The following is an 18,169-nucleotide window of genomic DNA, read 5'->3' as shown; positions in this document are numbered from 1 at the left end:
GTTTGACTGCATCGAAACCACAAAGGTGCAGACTGTCATGGGCAACTATCGATGGTCCACCGAATCTGTGGCCAGAGATAGGCTGTTCTTAAAGTACTTGGGAGTGGCAACCGAATAGTGTGCGCTTTATATGACTTTCAGGATGAAATGGAAACATAGAATGTCAGTCTCTCGATTCATTCGCACAAGGCATCTTCATAGCCCCCAGCAGATAGAAAGATCAAACCAGCTTGCGGGCCACGGCAATCAATCGGTTGCTCAAAGCAACGATCTCCGGTCGCCGGGCATATTCCCGGCCTATTTTCACCATGGCCTGGTATGTTGCCTCATCTTCCAAGGCTTTTTTTTGCTGCTCATTCGGGGGAAAGGAAAACATGGGCGTTATGCCCGCCAAGGTGAGCAGTTCCATGTTCAGATCATCAAAAATCCGGGTTAATTCGGAAGGCCCCAGAAGGTGAAGGGTCATATTGTTGTCCATCTCATAGTCACCGGTCTCAATGATCTGGGCAGCCCGTCCTGAGGGAGACCGGACAAAACTATCATAGGCTTTTCGGTATCTGTTTCCGGCGTCGCAAAGGACGTATCCCCCAGGCCGCACAACCCGACAGTATTCTGAAATGGCCTGTCCGGGATCATTGCACAAGGACACGGGCTCACCGGTTGAGATGACCATATCAAAGCTGTCACTTTCAAGGGAATGAAGGTCACAGACATCCAATGCCTCAAACGAGACCCCATGAGCAAAGCCTTTTTCCTCGGCATAGGCCCGGGCCTTGGCCAGCATGTTGGGGGAGAAATCCGAAAGCACCAGATCAAATCCCATAGGAACGAGGTGCTCGGCCCACCGCCCCGTCCCGCAACCGGCTTCCAGTATCCTGCCATGGGCTATTTCGGACAAAAGAGGCTGAATATAGCCCCACCAGCTGTCATGATACAATGTTGACATAGGGTCCTGTGCTTTGGCCTCTTTTCCGGCAGCATGAATTTCAGCTCTTTGGTCCCAAATATCTCGTAGTTTTTGATTCTCCATCTCTTCTCCTTTCATTTTCCAAAAAATAGGCACTCCGGAAATAATGTCAAGCAACTTAACAAAATAAAGTGGAAACAATAGCATTGAACGGACTATTTACAATAAAACGCTCACACCACTTGAATAAAGAGTCAAGTTGCTTTACAAAAAGGAATGAATTCAAAAGAAGAGAGCATCCGTCATATGACCGGCAAGATACGACGCATTATCGACAAGCATATACGTATTGAAAAACTCCGGGTCCCCATAGGCAACGACCTTGCGCTGAACCCAGGAGAACTCCAGTTCATCCGGGCCGTCGGCCACAACGAAGGGGTAAATATCAACACACTGGGCAGCATCCTAAGCGTGACACGGAGTGCTGCATCCCAAATGGCTGGCAAACTGGTAAAAAAAGGCTTGGTAAAAAAACAGGCCCCGCCCCACAACAAAAAAGAAACCCTGATTTTTCTCACTCCAATGGGCAAAGATGCGTTTAAGGTGCATGAAGAATTTCACCAACGCCACTTCAACGAGCTATTGAACCGCCTGGATGACTTTTCAGATGCACAAATCGTCACAGCGGTCATGGTGCTGTCCGTTGTTGAGGGCATAATGGACGAACGCATGGCCGAGCTTTTCAATTTTTAGCTCATTTTAAAAACAGAAGAGTTCACAGGGCCAGGCAAAAAGTGCGGGCCATCCCATTGGGATCAATCACCCTTTAATCGTCATCAATGGTTCCAATTCAGCGACGGGTTTCGCAATACCTGATCCGAAAAGGGTTTCAATAACCGGGGTTATGCGTTTATACGCAAAAGGTGCCTCCTGTTTGATATCTGCCAGCTTTTGTTTAACAATATCTTTCCTTAGTTTGACATCTTGCCTTCTAACCCGGATATTTCATGAGAAAACAATCAGGACTAAGGAATAATCCGTAATGACAGTCCTTCGCAGTCATATTTTCAGTCGTTTGTAAAAATGCAAAATGTAATCCACGGTATTCTGTCTGATTTTCTCTCCCTTCGGGCTATGATCAGTGAAAGGGACAGACACGCTCTGTCGGCTCTTGGGTTGTCAAGGTTCAGTCATGATCAATCAGCCGTCTTAAATTTGAAAATTTGCTTATTATGACACGGCTTCTCAAACCTGATACGATCAGGCTCATAAAACGCTACCCGTCGTTAAGCCATAAGCCTTCGACTCAACGGGTAAGTTTTTTTTTGCAGAGCTTTTTTTGAAAAAACGACCCGCCGGAGGCATACCTGAACCGTTACACTTATTATGTGATTTTTGGAGCGCAGGAAAAGCTATGCAATCTGTAAAGTGGATCGTTGCCGCAGCGATGATGATATCTGCCCTGGGGTGTTCCAGCATGAGAGCACCCGCCGTTAAAACCGATATGAAAGATCCCTGTTATTTTCTCTCCATGAAACAAAAAGGGCAACTCATTGGCAAGGGCCAGATAGAAGACCATGTGGGCACGTGGTATGACATTTGGATCGTTCCGGGATACGTCTGGCCTGCAAGAAGAGTGAAGACATACGTGAATAAGGCCGGACAGAGTTTTGCTGAATACGGGCAAGCAACAAAATATCAGACCCTCTTTGAGACAAGCGGTGATTTTTTTGACTGGGCGTATGATGACACCTTGAAAGAGTTTACCATCAAGGGGGTGCCCAGAGCGTGGCGCAAATATTGGTCCGCAGCAGAAAAGAGAACGGAAAAGCGCGTTTTCGGCTGGTGGTTTGCCTATCCGTGGGCCGTTCTGGAGGGAACGGTCGATACCATTATCCGCATTCCTGTAGGACTTGGCGGAGCAGCCGTTGGGACAGCGATCGGTGCGGTGGGTGTTCCAGCCTATTACATGGTTGATTCTGCGGTGGTGGGGACATGGCATTTGGGCATGAATGCCATTCTTCTGCCCGCCGTAGGGGCCACTTGGAATACCCTGATCGCTCCTCCTCTCTCCCTTGTCGGACAAAAGCCCGCTCCCTCCAGGGTGGATGGCTTCTGGGTCACGCAGCTCTCGAAAGACGAGTTGGTATCTGACCCGCCCCCGGACAGACCTGTGCGTGCCGAGGATATCAAAGCCCTTGCCGAATGGGGGCATGTGCTTTTGGTCAAAGGCAGGCCCTATGAGGAAAAAAGCAAGGCATTAGCCCAAAAAGCCCTATCAGAAATTGCCCGAATCAATCGTGCCTGGGAAGAATCAGAGAAGACCATTCGCGAGGAAGAGAAGGCGGCTGTTTATCCCATGTTGCCGGACGAGTCTCAGAAGAAAGCTATGGATGCCTTAAAAGGGCTCCGGTTCGATTCGGAGTGTTCGCTTCGCTCTGAAAATGAGATCAGGCAATATCTTGCAAATCGGTTACGGCTTTCACCTGACGAAGTAAATAGAGCCATGGCATTACTCTCCCTTTATCCACCGCCAAAGGTGATCAGCGGGAAGCCGGTTCGCTCTAAAACAGACCCCTTGCTTCGCAGTATCGATATTATAGAAACGATGGAGTAAGGGCCATTCCTGAAATTAAATATACACGCTTTGATGTGCGCCATAGTTTCTCTATATGTGTAAAATCGGTGAATCATTATCACCGCCCAAACGGCCAACACCGCAGTGTGTATCATTATTGTTCGACCGAGCCCTAACCCGAATATTTCATGAGAAAACAATCAGAGCCAAGGAACAATTCATAATGACAGTTCTTTGCAGTCATATTTTTAGTCGTTTCAAAAATGTAAAATGTAATCCACGGTATTCTGTCTGATTTTCTCTCCCTTCGGGCGAGCCGGGTGCCTTTAAATTCAAGGCAATCCACCTTGTCACAGGGTGGAAGGGCGGTCTCAAATCCGAGCAGAGGCCTGCCCGGGCTTGTCGTACAACCGGATAAAATCGTCGCTCATTAGATCTCCTGGCCCTTCTTGTCCAGCCAGTACTCTGGAGAGAATGAGTAACTATGCCTACTCCATTTCGAAGCGATTCCTATGTCATAGCCATAGGAGAGAACAACTTGAATGAGATTTTTTTTAACTGCTTTCATGTGAGTTTTTAGCATTATATTTGCGATTTCAGAAGCAAGCTTTTCATCTTCAATATTCTGGGTCTTTATAAAAGCCTGAGCACTTAAATAGGTGGTTGTTTTTGATTCACCCCCTACTTGGCTGAAAGTTGATTGGCCCTCTTGAATCGTGGCGTAAACGACTTGCGGGACATTTTGTATTTGCTCTCTGGTCTTTGTAAGCTCTTTAAAAAATTCATTTTGACTTAACTGCCCCAAAAATACTGGAACGAATAAGGAGACCACAATCATGAGGCCACAGATCGCGTAGTGCACCGCCCAAACTTGTTTTATGGCCTCGACGGATTCAGTGTTTGTGCGAACGACGTACGTACCTGCGATAATGTCATGTAACGACTGACGAGTGCGACGGTTAAAAACATACAAATAAATGATTGAAAGGCCAAAACCAAAGACCAGCAATGACAAAACACAGAAACCAAAAGGGTATAAAATTGATTCTGAAATTATGGCACCATTCAGGAAATAGGGAAGACCTAAAACGGAATATCTGAGAGTGCTCCTGGGCAAACTTAGAAGTTCACCGTCTTTATCAACGACCTTAATCTTCGAGACTTTTTTCCCGATTGTTTGTCCACCACCGAGACGGCTGTTCAATATCACAAAATAAAGAGCTGCAATGGGAAAACCGACCGCTCGACCCCATCCACCCAGCGCAACAAATTGTTGAGAAAAGAACAGTCCAAGAAGAAGGCCAAAGACACCTAAAAGAATTGAATCGACAAAAAATGCACCGACTCTTCCCCAAAAGCCTGAAATTTCACATTTCATTTCATCCTTCCTTATTTTAAAAGGATATATAAAGTCAAAATTTTTCAAACATTTGCACTGTTATGGAAGAACTTTCCCGGCTGACCCGGATATTTCACGAGTCGAGTGCATTCATATTCAAGGCACCAGAGCTGCAGATGTATTTACTTTTGCATTGCGGTTTCTCATGAAATGTCCGGGCTAAGGTACAGCCTGGTTTGGAATTGTCGTTTTTATGCCCAAACATTGATTTATCATAAGTACTAAACCAAGACAAGAACGACACACTAACCCGGCTCGCCCGAAGGGTGAGAAAATCAAACCGAATACTGTGGATTACATTTTCCATTTTTGAAACGACTGAAAATGTTACTATAAAGGGCTGTAATTACCGATTATTTCTTAATCTTGATTGTTTTCTCATGAAATATCCGGGTTAAACAAGAGGTCACATATAGAGGACATGGCCCCTTTTCCAGAAAAAGCCATCGAGCCGCCCTAACAGCCGTACCGAACCGAATTGTCACCTTGCCAAACGCCACTATTCCATATACGTTTTCGCCTGTTCTTCAGTCACCGTTTACCATCAATCAATCAACGCACCGTCACCTTCCCGCATAGGATGATGACGTGGTGATACACAGGAATGAAATAAACACGATGCTTCGACCAGCGATTAAAACAATACTGCCACTCTTCGGCATCCTTCTCGCGGCAGCGATTGTGGTTGCGGACCCTAACGATCAAATCCTCCATAACGCCCCGGCAAGTACCCTGCAGTCGGCTCATCACAATTTCCATCAGGATATTGCGGGATCCCCCCGCGCATACTACACAGGTAAATCGGGCGATCCTCTGCTGCAACCAGCCACCGGCCAAACGTTCCAACACCCCGCCCATCAGGCGGCATGGAAAAATCCGCCGCTGCGCAGCGATTATCCGAACTAAGGGCCACCCTACCCTATAAAATCATCTGACAAAAACAATCTGTGAAAAATAAGACGCCTCTTGAGAAATCAGGGGAACCAGAAGACAGGCTACATGCGTCGGTTAAAACCGGATGCCGTATCTATAAAACATCCGCCACTGCTGGTGATGATGCTTCCCGGGCCCGAGGTGTGGACGACAATGCCGTTGGCAACACCATCGGCATCCCCGTAGCCACCGTCCATAAGCTTAAGATCTACGAATCGGCCATCGTCGCTGAGGGTGGCATGTGCGCTGTCATCAGACCACCCATTGATCGAATCGTATGTATACCACACCATATCAACCGGCAAAGGTTCGGAGAAACACATCCTTACCGAGACAACAGCGCCGGGGTCATCTGTCCGCAGCCCAAAACTGAACAGGCCGACTGGCAAATCAGCCGGCCGACCAAGCTCTTCTTCAATGGCATTCGCGTCCCTATGGGTAAAGGATCTCACGGCAAGCACATGATCGCCGTTTTTGAGACAGGTTTGCGCGCTGCCTGCCTGCAACCTCAGACAATGCATGTCTGCCTGGGTCAAATCATCAACGGTGTCCTGATCCAAATCCAGAGAATGGCCGGCCGGCACCTCCTGGCTGTCGGGCAGGCCATTGCCGTTATGGTCCGGGTCTGCTGCAACCTGGGTGTCAAAAGATCGATACGCGGCCCATGACCAGGCTATATCCTCCGTATCAATATACTGAGCACGCCAGTAATAGGTTGTCTCTGCATCCAGTATGCCCAGCGGCACCGTGGCCCAGGTTCTAAATTTCGGAGAAATGACCCTAAACACCTCCAGCGTGAACTCTTGATCTCCAGCTATCTGCCAGCACGTTTTGGCATGGGCGTCTGCTGAGGCTGTTGCCGCATAGCTCGTCTCTAATGTGGGCGTCAGCGCCTGCTGTGTTGCAAAATCATCCGGGGCTTCAAGTTCCGCCACCCCCGGTCCGCTGGTTACAACCCGGGGATCGGTGCCCTTGATAAATTCATTCAAATTGCTGAGGCCATCACCATCTGCATCAAGTCCGGCCTCATCAATGGCTGGATTCAGTCCATAGCGCGTCTCCCAGACAGAGGGCATTCCATCGTTATCCCCATCGTTATGGTAATCCGCATCATCAGGAAAGGCATCGAGGTGATCGGGGATCCCATCGCCATCACGGTCGTCGGCATCGAAAATGGCCGTCACGACAGTATCACCGGTTAAGTTTACGACGCAGTTTCCGGTGCCGGTGCAGCCCCCCCCGGACCATCCGGCAAACCGGGAAAAGGCGTCGGCGGCGGTTGCTGTAAGGGTGATGGTCGCCCCTTTGAAAAACGCCTGTGAGCAATCCTTGCCGCAATCGATACCAGCGGGCTCACTGGTCACCGTTCCCAGGCCAATACCGGCCTTTGTAACGGACAGCAAACGGTATCCATCGATTTCGATATAATCAATCATCAGGCTTTGGGTGTGGCCCGCAATGGCGGAGGCATCGCCCGATGAAAATGCGCCGTCGGTGAACTGTATCCGCAGATCGGAGACCGTGTCTTTGTTACCACAGCTGATGGCGTTGCCGCTCAACGTGACGGTGATCTGGGTTGAACTGTCACGCACAAACGCGGCCGTCAAACCGGCGGGAACATTGCCTGCCGTCACATGATCACCGGAAACAACCGATGATGTAAAAGTATCACCTGCAAGGGTGACGGCTATGGCATGTGAAATCGAGCCGTCATCGGCACTGTTTTCGGTGAATATCCGGGTATCGCAGGTCAGTGTTTTTAGCGATTCATCAATGCCTATGGCGTCCAATGCCATATCACTGAAATAATTGTTGCCTGTGATGCCGACGATCTGGATCAGGACGACCTGACCCGCAAATTGAGACAGATCGACACGGGCTTCCTGCCAGGCGTTGCCCTGGTTACCGGCCTGGGAAAAAAGTGTCGTCCAATGGCTCTGATCGATGCTGGCGCGAACCGCCAGGGTCCCCATGGTTTCACCATACATATGGTAATAAAAGGACAGCATCGGTGCTGCCGCATTCCGCAGATCAAAAGCGCTTTCCAGCCGAGCGGATTTACCAGGAGAGTTTGGGTGCGATGCTTCAGTGAAAATATAGAATGAACCATTCGGAGCATTCGTAGGGCCTGTCGAATTTGAAAGCGTCCCGCCACTATGCCGTAGCCAGTTAAAGTCATCACCTTCGGATTGCATCCAATCACCCAAATCGGCTTCAAACCCCTCACTGCAAGGGATATCTATAAACTGAGGCAGGGCGGCTATGGCAAAATCGGAAAGAGTCTCACCGTTTATTGACGGATTATCCACACTGGTGATGCGAATCCGGTAGTCCGTCCCTATCGCCTGGTTGTCGGGGATAAGCCACTGATAGAACCCATCGTTGACAGTGCTGGCTACGATTGTGCTGTCCGGCACGCCCCCTTTGTACAATTCAATTTTCACATCACCGGTTACCGCACCATTCGTCACCCAGGTGATATCGTGCCGGTTGCCCTGCCACAGGGTCTCAGCGCCTTCAGGACTTTGGACGATGAGGTCTCCCCCTCCGGTCACGTTCATTGTTACCGTGATTGTTTGGGATGGGATCCCGGCGTTTGCGCTGCTAACCGTAATATCGTCCCGATAGGCACCATCAACGAGGTTGGAGGCATCATAGGTTACCTGGATCTCATCGGTTTCGGCTGTCGCCGTGCCAGATGCCCTGCCCGGGGTAAACCAATGAGATGATTGAGAAAGAGTGTAGCGGAGTGTGCCTCCGCCATCGTTTGCGATGCTGAACGAGTCCGTCACCGACGTCCCTGCTGAAAGTGACTTGTCCAGGGACGGGGTACTTGTGGCAAGAATGACCGGGGCATTGACGATTAAGGCGACATGAATGGTCTGCGGACTATTGCTTGCGCCGGCATCCGTTACGGTAAGGGTGCCGGCATAATTTCCGGCAGCCAGAGAGTCCGTATCATAGGTCAGCGTGATAAAATCCGGCTCTGTGGTGGCCGTTCCGGAACCGACATCCAGGCTCAACCATGGCAGCGATTCTGAGATAGTATAATCAAGCGTACCGCCACCGCTGTTAAATACCGCAAACCGTTGGGGGGGTGCATCCGTTCCGTAATCACACGAGGCGGTCAGGGCTGTCGGAGTCAGCCCAATACCGGCGGCTCCCGTCACATCTCCTGAACCCACGACAAAGCTTATGGCCTCGCCCTGGGCACTGACGGTATTCACATCCATCTGTGAAGATGTGGTCCGACCGGTGGCTGTGTCCCAGAAATTAAGGGCCGGTGTTGTCGCGTCCGATGCATGACTCACATCGCCGCTATGATACGCATCGTTCGTGCCGGGATTGGGGTCATCGTACCAGGGTGTCGTGCCGGAACCTGGGTTTGCCTCGACAACCATCAGCTCATAGGGTTTCGAATAGTCGGCCGCCGGACTGGCTGCGCTAACGATGCTCGAGTAGGTATTTGACCCATTTTCCCGCGCATGCCAGATGACCAGCCCGTTGGCCGGATTCACCCTGGAGGAGGCACCCCCATAGGGGCCTTCGTAACCTGCATCTGTTCGCATTGAAAGAAGGAAATACTCCTGGTGAGCACTGGGGTTCCGAAAGCGGTAGAAGGTGTTGTTGTCCACCGAAACCACCCCGCGCACATGGGTGGATGCATCCAGATCCTGAACCGTGGCCCAACCGGCATGGATCTTCAAGTAGGCATCGATATTACGCGGATGTTTTGTCCCACTGACACCCATCAGGCTGTAATTACCAATGTCCGCAGCATTATCGTCATAGGCGTACAGATCCGGAAAACCGCAAATCAAATGCGCACTTTCAAAGCAGAAGGTCCCGATCGACAAATCGGTTCCAATCGGGCTGATCTGATATTGAAAACTCGGACTGACGCCCTCTCCGGACAACCCGGCCCAACTTGAGCTCGATTTATGGTGCCACAGGCCTTCGCCCCAGCGGTTGACGGAATTGCCTGCATACAAAAGGCTGACTCCGTCCAGAACGCCGTTGTTGTCCGCATCGCATTGAGAAAAATCAAAGCCCTTTGCTTTTAAGGCCGACAGGCCCTCGTGGATCAATTCTTTGGCGCGTGTACCAAACCGAATTGAAGTGTCGGTGTAATAACCACGATCCTGGGAGGCCGTAAAATAGGCCGTAACCACATTATTGTATCGCAAGAGCCCGTTGGACTGGATCCTGAAATACCCATAAACGGAGGTGGCATTACCGAAGCCGGTGTAGTCCGGATCATTACAAAAGGCATCGATCTCGGCCGGGGTGATGGATACATCGCCGGGGCAGTCGGGAAACTGGGCCATCAATACCAATCCCACCCTGGTTCCCGTTGTTGCAACAGAGGGAGGAGCCGCATGAACCGGACGAACAATCAGGAGACATCCGAGGAAAAGTACAAGGGCGGCACACCGGTGATGCATAAAATCCTCCAGGTTGAATAAAATAGAATCGATTTTACAGGGTGTTCACCAAAACATCCAGTCAATTGGGGGCAGACCAATAATCAATTTATTTTCAGTCGCCTTATTGCATTTTTGCGGACTTCATCTGGTACCGCGCCAGAAAACCGTCAGGCCCCGCATGGTAAAGAAATTAACGGTATTTTTGCAGTCGCTCTGCGCTCTCCACCCCAAACGCCATCAGACCGACGTCCAGGAAAAGAAGGCCGTCCCGGTTTCCCTCCTGTTCTAATGTGCATCACATAAGAAAGGATTGCCCATCGCACTAAAACCCAACCCATCCACGGGATAAACCATGGAAATCGACGAATCATACGACCCAGCTCGTTGGATTGCCATTCTCCTTTTCAGAGACTTTACGCGGGCGTTTTACCCCAAAATAGTGTGTGTGTGAAAAATGCATAATAGTTTGAAAGATTCAGAATGAAACCTGGCGACTCCGGTTGGCACAAACTCCGGAATTCTTCCAAGTCTTCGGATGAGAGCTCAAGCTCTCCCTCTGGCCAACGCATCGTAAAAAGATCAACCAGGGCATTGCGTATGTCTCGACGAAGCGGGGCATGGAAACTATTTGCAAATACTTTTGCATTGGGTTCCTTTAGCCCTGCCTCCCGAAACCAACTCAGTGCCCGTAAAAAATGCGTCTTTGGACTCTTCCCATGTATAAATGGAGCCATGCCACCCGATGTCGATCTTAGATGAGCTTCCAACCGAGGGTATCCAGGCAGCAAGTTCTCAGAAGACCAGCCAGAGATGGCTACCATTCCACCGGGTTTTACCACACGTGATAGCTCTTTCAATAAAGGCAGCGGTTCCCAGGGACCATATCCAATGCAATCGGCACTCCATGCCCAATCAAAGGTTTCATTATCAAAGGGAATATTGGTTACATCCCCGACCTGAAACGAAATCCTTTCTGACAGACCCGCCTCTTTCACAATCTCTTTGCCACGATTCAGGAGCTCCGGAGATATATCAAGCCCAGTCACATGCCCTGTGCTTCCCACGGCCTCGGCCAAAAGCATGCATTGAAGACCGATTCCACACCCCGCATCCAATCCGCTGCTCCCGAGAGGAAGCTGTAACGTCTCAATCACTGTACGAAGGGTTGACTCCCTCAAGGGATTAGCGACCAAAAGACTCTGCATATATAAATTCATGTCCATTACTTACCTCTTGATATGGTAAAAACCCTTGTAACGATTCAGCGCAAAAAAAAAGCCTCCGGCGGGAAGGTATGCCACCTTGTCGCGCCGTAGCCCATTAACGTTGGTCAAATGATGACGCACAGACACGGGCGTAGTTGGACTTGTCACACCCTCTCAGGGCCAGGGTAGTAGTCCGGTAAAGGCTGAAGCGGCAACTCACTTCTACGGAAAGAAGACACGCGTTTTGTGAGACATTCAAACGATTTCATTTAAGCCTCTTTGAAGGCTAATGATCCTGCACGCCCTGAGATAAGCGCGTTTTTCAAAACACGCTTGCTCCCTCCTGGTCAAAAAAAAATATCTCCTTATCCCAGACAGCGCTGTGAAAACCGGGCTTATTCAACAACCGGATAAGATCGTGATTCGTTAGAAGGGTTAGACTATTTACATCTTAACACACGGTAGTTAATTTAAGGATCAATGGGCTATGCATCTTTTGATAAAAAAATGCTGAAAAGATGCTACCCTTTTTTCTATTTTTTATTAAACCGCCTGCTATCTATGCAGAGTCCCGATAAAACATGGGATATCATCAGTATCATCAGGCACTGCATCGTCGTTAGGTATATCTGGTATCACAACGTCGCATGGCTTATACGGATATTCATAAGCACCTATATCGTAGTACAATTGCCCGCTATCAGATTTCTTTTGTGGCCTTGATATCCCTGCGAAATCCTCATCCGCAGCATCTGTAACCGTGCCTGGAATAACATCAATACAGGGAGATGTAATTTTCAGACTGAAATCACTCTCTAAATCAGGATCGGCTGTTACGGTGTTTGTTTCTGTTATACCGCCGGAAAAGTTGCCGCTGACGTTATTGTAAGCTGCCACATAATCTACAGCAATGGATGTTGATGCAATATCTTCAATACCAAATCCCGCAGCTCCGGATATAATACAATATTTAACCGAAGCTGTTAATGTACCTGACAGCTTGTTGAACTTAATACTGCTGCCGCTGCCTCCAACGATTGTATTGTGGGATAAAACCGCATTTACATTGCCACCGGTTGAAGAACCGCTTTCAAGGGAGATACCGTCGGCCATCACTGACGTGGTATCATATATCAGATTATTTTCGATCTCAGGATCGGAGGTAAAAGAGTTATCAGCCGTGACATAAATTCCTGTAGGATTATTATAGATGCGGTTGGCTTTAATAACAGGGGATAAATTTCCGCCGGTCGCAGAGCTATATACACCATAGCTACTGTTTGAGTATATGCGGTTATGTTTGATCTGCGGCTCTATGTCCCCGTCGGTCGCCATTAGCTCTATCCCGGTTGCATTGTTGTAGATCCGGTTATCGTCAATTAATGCCGAAGAGTTTCCGCTGAACTGCGTAATGATTTTAATACCCGATGATGTATGGTTATAAATAGAACATTCCGTCACGGTGGGTGAGACCGGTGATGAATAGGCATCAATATATATTCCGTAATCATTATCGCAAATCAGCAGTTCTTCAATATCCGGTGATGATTCCCTGGAAGTGGTTGTTACAAAAACTCCGTATCTGCATCCTTTAATAATGCAGTTCCAGATTTTGTAACCGGTACCCTGATCGACCTTTACTCCCGAACCATTGTAAGGATGAGGCGAAAAATTTTGTATGGTAAGATCTGCAATTAAAGCATTGTTATACCCTGGCATAATGACAATGCCGTCAACCCAATAAGCCGTGTCTGCACCCGTTCCTTCCAAGATGGTTGTTTCCCGATTTTCCCCTTTAATAGTAAAATTGTCTCTTTTAATTCTTAGACTTAGCATACCGGCCCCTGCTGCGGGATAGGTGCCCGCCGCGACATATAAAATAACCGTTTCCGAGGATAGTATCGAGTTGTCATTATTAATTTTATTCACAGCAAAGTGAAAATTTTTCCATGCAGATGATCCGGGTTCTATACCACTGTTGGTATCGGCTCCATTTGTTATATCAACATAACGTTCATGATCATAAGCATAGGCAGACATAACCGTAAAAAAAAATACCCATGAAACAAAACAGATCATGCTGAATAATGTTTTTAAGCGTTTAAGAGCCATGCCATTTCCTTTTTAGCGTATCTGGTGAAGCCTGCCACCAGCTTAAAATATGCCTGGCGGCGGCCCGGATTTTTAAACCCCGGACAAAGAGGTTCAATATGAACACGAGCTACCCATTAGGTAATATCAACCAATTTCAAAGGTTTTAGACCTTATCCTAATGTTTCGGATTTATCTCGGCACGATAATTTGCATTGTTAAGCACTTTTCAGTACTTCTTTTAATGCTTCATCCCATTCTTTAAATTCGTGATTTACTGTAAAAATATAATCCATAAAATCATTAAACGATTTGAAAACAGGCTCTTCCCAAGCACCACCACATATTTGATAAAATACCTCTAAATCTTCATTATTGGGCAATAAAGAGAGCCAATCAATTTTCTCTATTTGATCAAAGTCAAAGCAATCAATTTTTTCGGTCTATTCCATATTTCCCTGAAAATATTGAATAAACTGCAATGATTTATTTTTCCAGGTCATATTTTTATGTGCTTAACGAAGAATTCACAGACTGGCGGGTGATACCGACAGACGGGAATTCAAGAAAAATTTAATAAAAACACCCTACTTCAAAAAGCGGCACTGCCCAGCCAATCCAGTGAAATGACAGGTTAGGCACACCAACATTTTGCTATTCCTTTTCTCTTAGGAAAGGTGGACTGAGACGTCCCTTTCTCCATTCCCCAAGTGTCATTTCAGAATTGAATGCTTGAATGTCACCCTGAGCTGCGTCAACCTCAAGCACCTCAACGCCGGACGTATCTCCAAGTCCGAGTAATTGACCGGCCACCCAACATCTGACAAACCGAGAGTCGTCAGACAGGAGTTCCTTAAAAGCTTCTTGGCCCTCTTCACCGAGCGCAAAAAGCTCACGCCATGAACCTGCCATTAAATCGAACAGTTTATGATCTTTGGAGGCTGGCTCCGCGAACTCACCTTTTTCGATTGCTGCCTGGCGGAACTTCTGAACCAGATTTTGGATTTTCATATCTAAGTGCCTAACGTTTGAGCGAACCTGTTGCCAAAAGTCGCAGAGCGAAGCGGCGCGGCTTATGACAATCCGAGTTTAGCGATTCGTTAGCGGCTCCTCTTCGATTGATATTCAATGAAATGTTTAGCTTCATTACGAAGTTCTTCACTAATATTTCCATCCTCTATTACATTAAATAGAACAGATTCATATTCCTGTCGTTCTTCTTTGGATAAATTAGAGTTTGATATTCGATTTACCATAAGAATAGTATTATACGCAGGTTCTCGCTTAAGCGAATCTAAAAGCAGTTGTTTGTATTTCGGATAGTAATCCTCGATAAAGTGTACGAGAGTTCCAGGAGCCCCACAGTCATTTAACGGGAATTTTTCAAAAAAACAAAAAATTGTTGGTATTAGCTCTTCATGATGTTCTTGATGAATGGATTCAATTAAGTCATCAACCTGTAAAACAAACTCATCTTCTTCTGGATTAAGCTTCGTCAATTTTGTTTCGAATACTTTTAAGTAATCCATTCTCTATCCTTGGGGCAACGAACTATTATTAATATGCAAAAACGCTTCATAAAACCCAAATATCCGGTTTTATGAAGTAAAAACACGCGATAAAAAGTCTCTACTCATTTTATGATGCAAAAATGCTCAATAAATGGTTTACATGCGCCATAAAACTCCGAAATTCGGTTTTATCAGGTAAACAATCACGTATAAATGATAATACTTGTTTTATGAGACATTTTTGCACTACAAAACAGCACCTTACCCAAAAAGGCGAATTATATCCCCGCCATCACTGTCACTGTGTATACCTCACAAGAGTCATACGAAAATATTATCCCACAATCAAGGTGGAATATGAATCCCAGTCCAAAAAAACTTCTTGATCTGTGAGAGATAAAATCCGTACGAGGCATTATTCCATTCGAACCGAAGAGACGTATATTTCGTGGATCAAGCGATCCATCTATTTTCATGAAAAGCGGCATCCCAGGAAACGGAACCACCGCGATGTGGAGAGTTTTCTGACCCATCTCGCCGTTGAGCATCATGTCGCCTCTTCAACTCAGTAATTATAGGGGACAGGCACCCGCCGGATTCCGTCTTCATCGGCCCTGCCGTACCGGTGTATGGCGATTGGGTGGCATGAACTGAATGGTTACAAATAAAATCTCTTTGGGGCGGCTGAATGCTGTCCTGTTCGTGCTTTTCGTGTGATTCGTGGTTAAGCAGCCCTTTGCTTTCAAACCGATCCATCGCCACAGCCCAAGAAAGGCCCAAAGAAAAAAGCCGCGACGGAGCACGGCGCGCCCAGCCAACGCCCTCATAAACCATGGGTGGGTGATCAGAATTCCAGGAGACAGCCTCTATACACGTTTCCACACACATCACGCGAACGCCACAGCCCAAGAGAACGCCACCCAATTCGCATTTACAAACCCGCTTTCAAGGTGGCTCACCTTGCCGCCGGAGGTTTTTCGGTTAATAATTTCAGGAGACCCGGGGAAGTTCATCCCAGCGGGTGGTATAGGAGGGGGATTTGTGGTTGAAGCGGGTGCGCCAGGTTTTGGGGCCGGAGAGGCCGGAGGAGGCGTAGCCCAGGGTATGGTTGCCCATGGTTGCGTTGACGGCGTCCAGGGCTTTCATCAGGGACGTGGAGCGGGTTCGATCCACGGTATCGAATAAAAGGAGCTGTTCTTCGCTTTCGGGAACCAGCTCCCGCATCTGGATGCCCAGCTTTTTAAAGGGGAGGCCCTCTTTATAGATCTCATCAAAGGCCGAAAGGGCACCTTTGATGATCTCTGAGGCGGCGGAGGTGGGGGTGGGAAACCGCACGGAGGCGGTGTTGTAATAGAAATGCTTCCGATCGAATCGGTTGCTCATGGCAAAGACCGACATCACCCCTGCCCGGAGCCCGGCCTTCCGCAGTTTTTCAGCCGCCCGTTCGGCGTAGGAGGAGAGCGCCTCGTCAAGAGAGATCCGGTCGTCAATGCCTGAGGCAAAGGTGCGGGAGACACCGACCCCTTTCTGGGCCGGTGGGTTTGTCTCTAAAGGAAAGCAGCTGATCCCGGCGAGTTCGTCCAGAAGGCGGGTGCCGTTGACCCCCATGCGTTTTTGAATCATGGTTCGATCGGCACCGGCCAGGTCCAGGGCGGTGTTGATCCCCCGCACCTTGAGAAACTTTTCATAACGCCGGCCCACGCCCCATACCTTGCCCACGTCCGTGGCTGCCAGGGCCCTCTGGAGCCAGGTCTCATCGGTGAGATCACACACACCGGCCAGGCAGGGGTGTGTCTTGGCCAGCCCCGCGGCCACCTTGGCCAGGGTCTTGGTGGGCCCCACCCCTGCGGAGACGGGAAGCCCGGTGTTCCGTTTCACCGTTCTCACCATGCGCTGGCAGAGCTCCGCCACATCCACTGCGCGAAACGACGAGAGATCCAGAAAGGACTCATCAATGGAGTAGACCTCAAGGTCGGGCACCATCTCCCCCAAGGTGGTGACCACCCGCCGGGACATGTCCCCATACAGGGCATAGTTGGACGAAAAACACGCCACGTCATGGCGACGCAGGGTCTCAGCCAGCGTGAACACAGGGGCACCCATGCCTATGCCCAGGGCCTTGGCCTCGTTGGAACGGGCCACGGCGCAGCCGTCGTTATTGGAGAGCACCACCACAGGACGCCCCTCCAGAGACGGGTCAAACACCCGCTCACAGGAGACGTAAAAATTGTTGCAGTCCACAAGGGCAAAACGTGACATGGGGAAAATCCCAAAAAAAAAGCGTAAAAGAAAAAGCCTAAAAGAAAGAGCGTTCTTGGTTCTTCGTTCCTGGTTCTTGGTTCAAGGAGTCGCTGCGCTCCATCTGTTATGAAAAAAACAGGTGACGATTCAGCTTGTGCCTCCGGCGGCCCTGCCGGGGGCTAAACTTTCGAAAAGTTTAACAAACAGGTCTTAAATACATATTTCTGATTTACGTCGGTCCAAATGCGGATATGATTTGGCCCGAGGAATCCGTCTTCGCCTTCGGCTACGCCGTGACACGTCCGCCTACGACCATGTCTATGCGTCACCATTCGACCAACGTCGATGGACTACGGCGCGACAAGCGATGAACAAAGCAGGTAACTATTCAGCCCAATCTACTTCAGACGGCCAGATTAACGAAAACAACCCACCACGTGACACCACGTAGACATAATGATTGCCAAGTAAGAACCTGCACTCCATGAAAAACGTGGATTATGCATTATATTAATAAAATAACGCACAGAGCCAAAATCATGGAGGCAGGTATGGAAGCCATTTTATCGTATGTCGGTCTTGACGTACATAAAGAATCAATTGACGTCGCAATCGCGGATGCCGTCAGGGGTGTGCGTACGCACCATTTACCTGGAAAACCAACGCCTTTTGCCATTTCTATGCTGCTTGAGGGGTATCCGTTCATGAGTTTTCCTGGCCGTTGCGGTTGAGCCATGGTGCGCAAGCACACCCTACCTCTTATCCCCCCACATCGCCGGCAACCCATCACATAAGGGTGCCCTGGGGTCCAGGGGATCATCCCCTGGCCTCCTTAAAATCAACCTCTGAAAGCAAACCGGAAACCCCGGGTGCTGGC

Annotated in this window: 15 protein-coding genes; 5 read left to right on the top strand and 10 right to left on the bottom strand. The window is 48.7% G+C overall.

Translation table 11 applies throughout. From position 1 onward, the window contains the following. Positions 1–220: 220 nt before the first annotated feature. Positions 221–1,030: a bifunctional 2-polyprenyl-6-hydroxyphenol methylase/3-demethylubiquinol 3-O-methyltransferase UbiG gene (locus Q1Q75_RS14785; RefSeq protein WP_300672189.1), complete on the bottom strand. Its 810-nt coding sequence runs from the start codon at positions 1,028–1,030 to the stop codon at positions 221–223. 153 nt (positions 1,031–1,183) lie between these two features. Between Q1Q75_RS14785 and Q1Q75_RS14780 the strand changes: the two genes are divergently transcribed. Beyond that, entirely contained in the window at positions 1,184–1,660 is a 477-nt protein-coding gene (locus Q1Q75_RS14780) for a MarR family winged helix-turn-helix transcriptional regulator (protein ID WP_300672187.1), read from the top strand. A gap of 66 nt (positions 1,661–1,726) precedes the next feature. On the opposite strand, the gene Q1Q75_RS22635 is transcribed toward Q1Q75_RS14780, so the two are convergent. Continuing rightward, positions 1,727–1,870 carry an RtcB family protein gene (locus Q1Q75_RS22635; RefSeq protein WP_366945225.1) on the bottom strand — a complete coding sequence of 48 codons (144 nt, stop codon included), beginning with the start codon at positions 1,868–1,870 and terminating at the stop codon, positions 1,727–1,729. A 376-nt stretch (positions 1,871–2,246) separates the two neighbouring features. On the opposite strand from Q1Q75_RS22635, the gene Q1Q75_RS14775 reads away from it, so the two are divergent. Beyond that, a complete protein-coding gene (locus tag Q1Q75_RS14775; RefSeq protein WP_300672185.1) occupies positions 2,247–3,524 on the top strand; it encodes a hypothetical protein in 1,278 nt (425 codons plus the stop codon). A gap of 391 nt (positions 3,525–3,915) precedes the next feature. On the opposite strand, the gene Q1Q75_RS14770 is transcribed toward Q1Q75_RS14775, so the two are convergent. Then, on the bottom strand, positions 3,916–4,863 hold the full coding sequence (locus Q1Q75_RS14770; RefSeq protein WP_300672182.1) for an RDD family protein: 948 nt from the start codon (positions 4,861–4,863) through the stop codon (positions 3,916–3,918). Between the two features lie 639 nt (positions 4,864–5,502). Between Q1Q75_RS14770 and Q1Q75_RS14765 the strand changes: the two genes are divergently transcribed. Continuing rightward, entirely contained in the window at positions 5,503–5,790 is a 288-nt protein-coding gene (locus Q1Q75_RS14765; RefSeq protein WP_300672180.1) for a hypothetical protein, read from the top strand. Positions 5,791–5,879: 89 nt separating this feature from the next. Here Q1Q75_RS14765 and Q1Q75_RS14760 read toward each other — a convergent pair whose 3' ends face one another. The 6 genes from Q1Q75_RS14760 to Q1Q75_RS14735 all read right to left on the bottom strand — a co-directional run bounded on the left by Q1Q75_RS14760 (position 5,880) and on the right by Q1Q75_RS14735 (position 15,069). Then, a complete protein-coding gene (locus tag Q1Q75_RS14760; protein ID WP_300672178.1) occupies positions 5,880–10,145 on the bottom strand; it encodes a M6 family metalloprotease domain-containing protein in 4,266 nt (1,421 codons plus the stop codon). A 512-nt stretch (positions 10,146–10,657) separates the two neighbouring features. Beyond that, on the bottom strand, positions 10,658–11,467 hold the full coding sequence (locus Q1Q75_RS14755; RefSeq protein ID WP_300672176.1) for a class I SAM-dependent methyltransferase: 810 nt from the start codon (positions 11,465–11,467) through the stop codon (positions 10,658–10,660). Between the two features lie 537 nt (positions 11,468–12,004). Then, on the bottom strand, positions 12,005–13,561 hold the full coding sequence (locus Q1Q75_RS14750; RefSeq protein ID WP_300672174.1) for a right-handed parallel beta-helix repeat-containing protein: 1,557 nt from the start codon (positions 13,559–13,561) through the stop codon (positions 12,005–12,007). Positions 13,562–13,758: 197 nt separating this feature from the next. Next, the gene (locus Q1Q75_RS14745) at positions 13,759–13,923 is read right to left on the bottom strand and encodes a hypothetical protein (protein WP_300672172.1); all 165 of its coding nucleotides are present in this window, start codon (positions 13,921–13,923) and stop codon (positions 13,759–13,761) included. Positions 13,924–14,194: 271 nt separating this feature from the next. Next, on the bottom strand, positions 14,195–14,551 hold the full coding sequence (locus Q1Q75_RS14740) for a hypothetical protein (RefSeq protein ID WP_300672170.1): 357 nt from the start codon (positions 14,549–14,551) through the stop codon (positions 14,195–14,197). A gap of 89 nt (positions 14,552–14,640) precedes the next feature. Then, the gene (locus tag Q1Q75_RS14735) at positions 14,641–15,069 is read right to left on the bottom strand and encodes a hypothetical protein (protein ID WP_300672168.1); all 429 of its coding nucleotides are present in this window, start codon (positions 15,067–15,069) and stop codon (positions 14,641–14,643) included. A gap of 371 nt (positions 15,070–15,440) precedes the next feature. On the opposite strand from Q1Q75_RS14735, the gene Q1Q75_RS22630 reads away from it, so the two are divergent. Next, positions 15,441–15,623: a phage integrase N-terminal SAM-like domain-containing protein gene (locus Q1Q75_RS22630; RefSeq protein ID WP_366945223.1), complete on the top strand. Its 183-nt coding sequence runs from the start codon at positions 15,441–15,443 to the stop codon at positions 15,621–15,623. 418 nt (positions 15,624–16,041) lie between these two features. Here the strand turns inward: Q1Q75_RS22630 and Q1Q75_RS14730 are convergent, their stop codons facing one another. Further along, positions 16,042–17,310, bottom strand: coding sequence for a Y-family DNA polymerase (locus Q1Q75_RS14730; protein ID WP_300672166.1), 1,269 nt, complete (start codon positions 17,308–17,310; stop codon positions 16,042–16,044). Between the two features lie 533 nt (positions 17,311–17,843). On the opposite strand from Q1Q75_RS14730, the gene Q1Q75_RS14725 reads away from it, so the two are divergent. Next, positions 17,844–18,023, top strand: coding sequence for a hypothetical protein (locus tag Q1Q75_RS14725; RefSeq protein ID WP_300672164.1), 180 nt, complete (start codon positions 17,844–17,846; stop codon positions 18,021–18,023). Positions 18,024–18,169 lie beyond the last annotated feature (146 nt).

It is taken from the genome of Desulfoluna sp. (assembly GCF_030145185.1).
In the GTDB taxonomy this organism is placed as follows: domain Bacteria; phylum Desulfobacterota; class Desulfobacteria; order Desulfobacterales; family Desulfolunaceae; genus Desulfoluna.
Note: the sequence above shows the minus strand (reverse complement) of the source record. Positions and strands in the feature narration are given on the sequence as shown.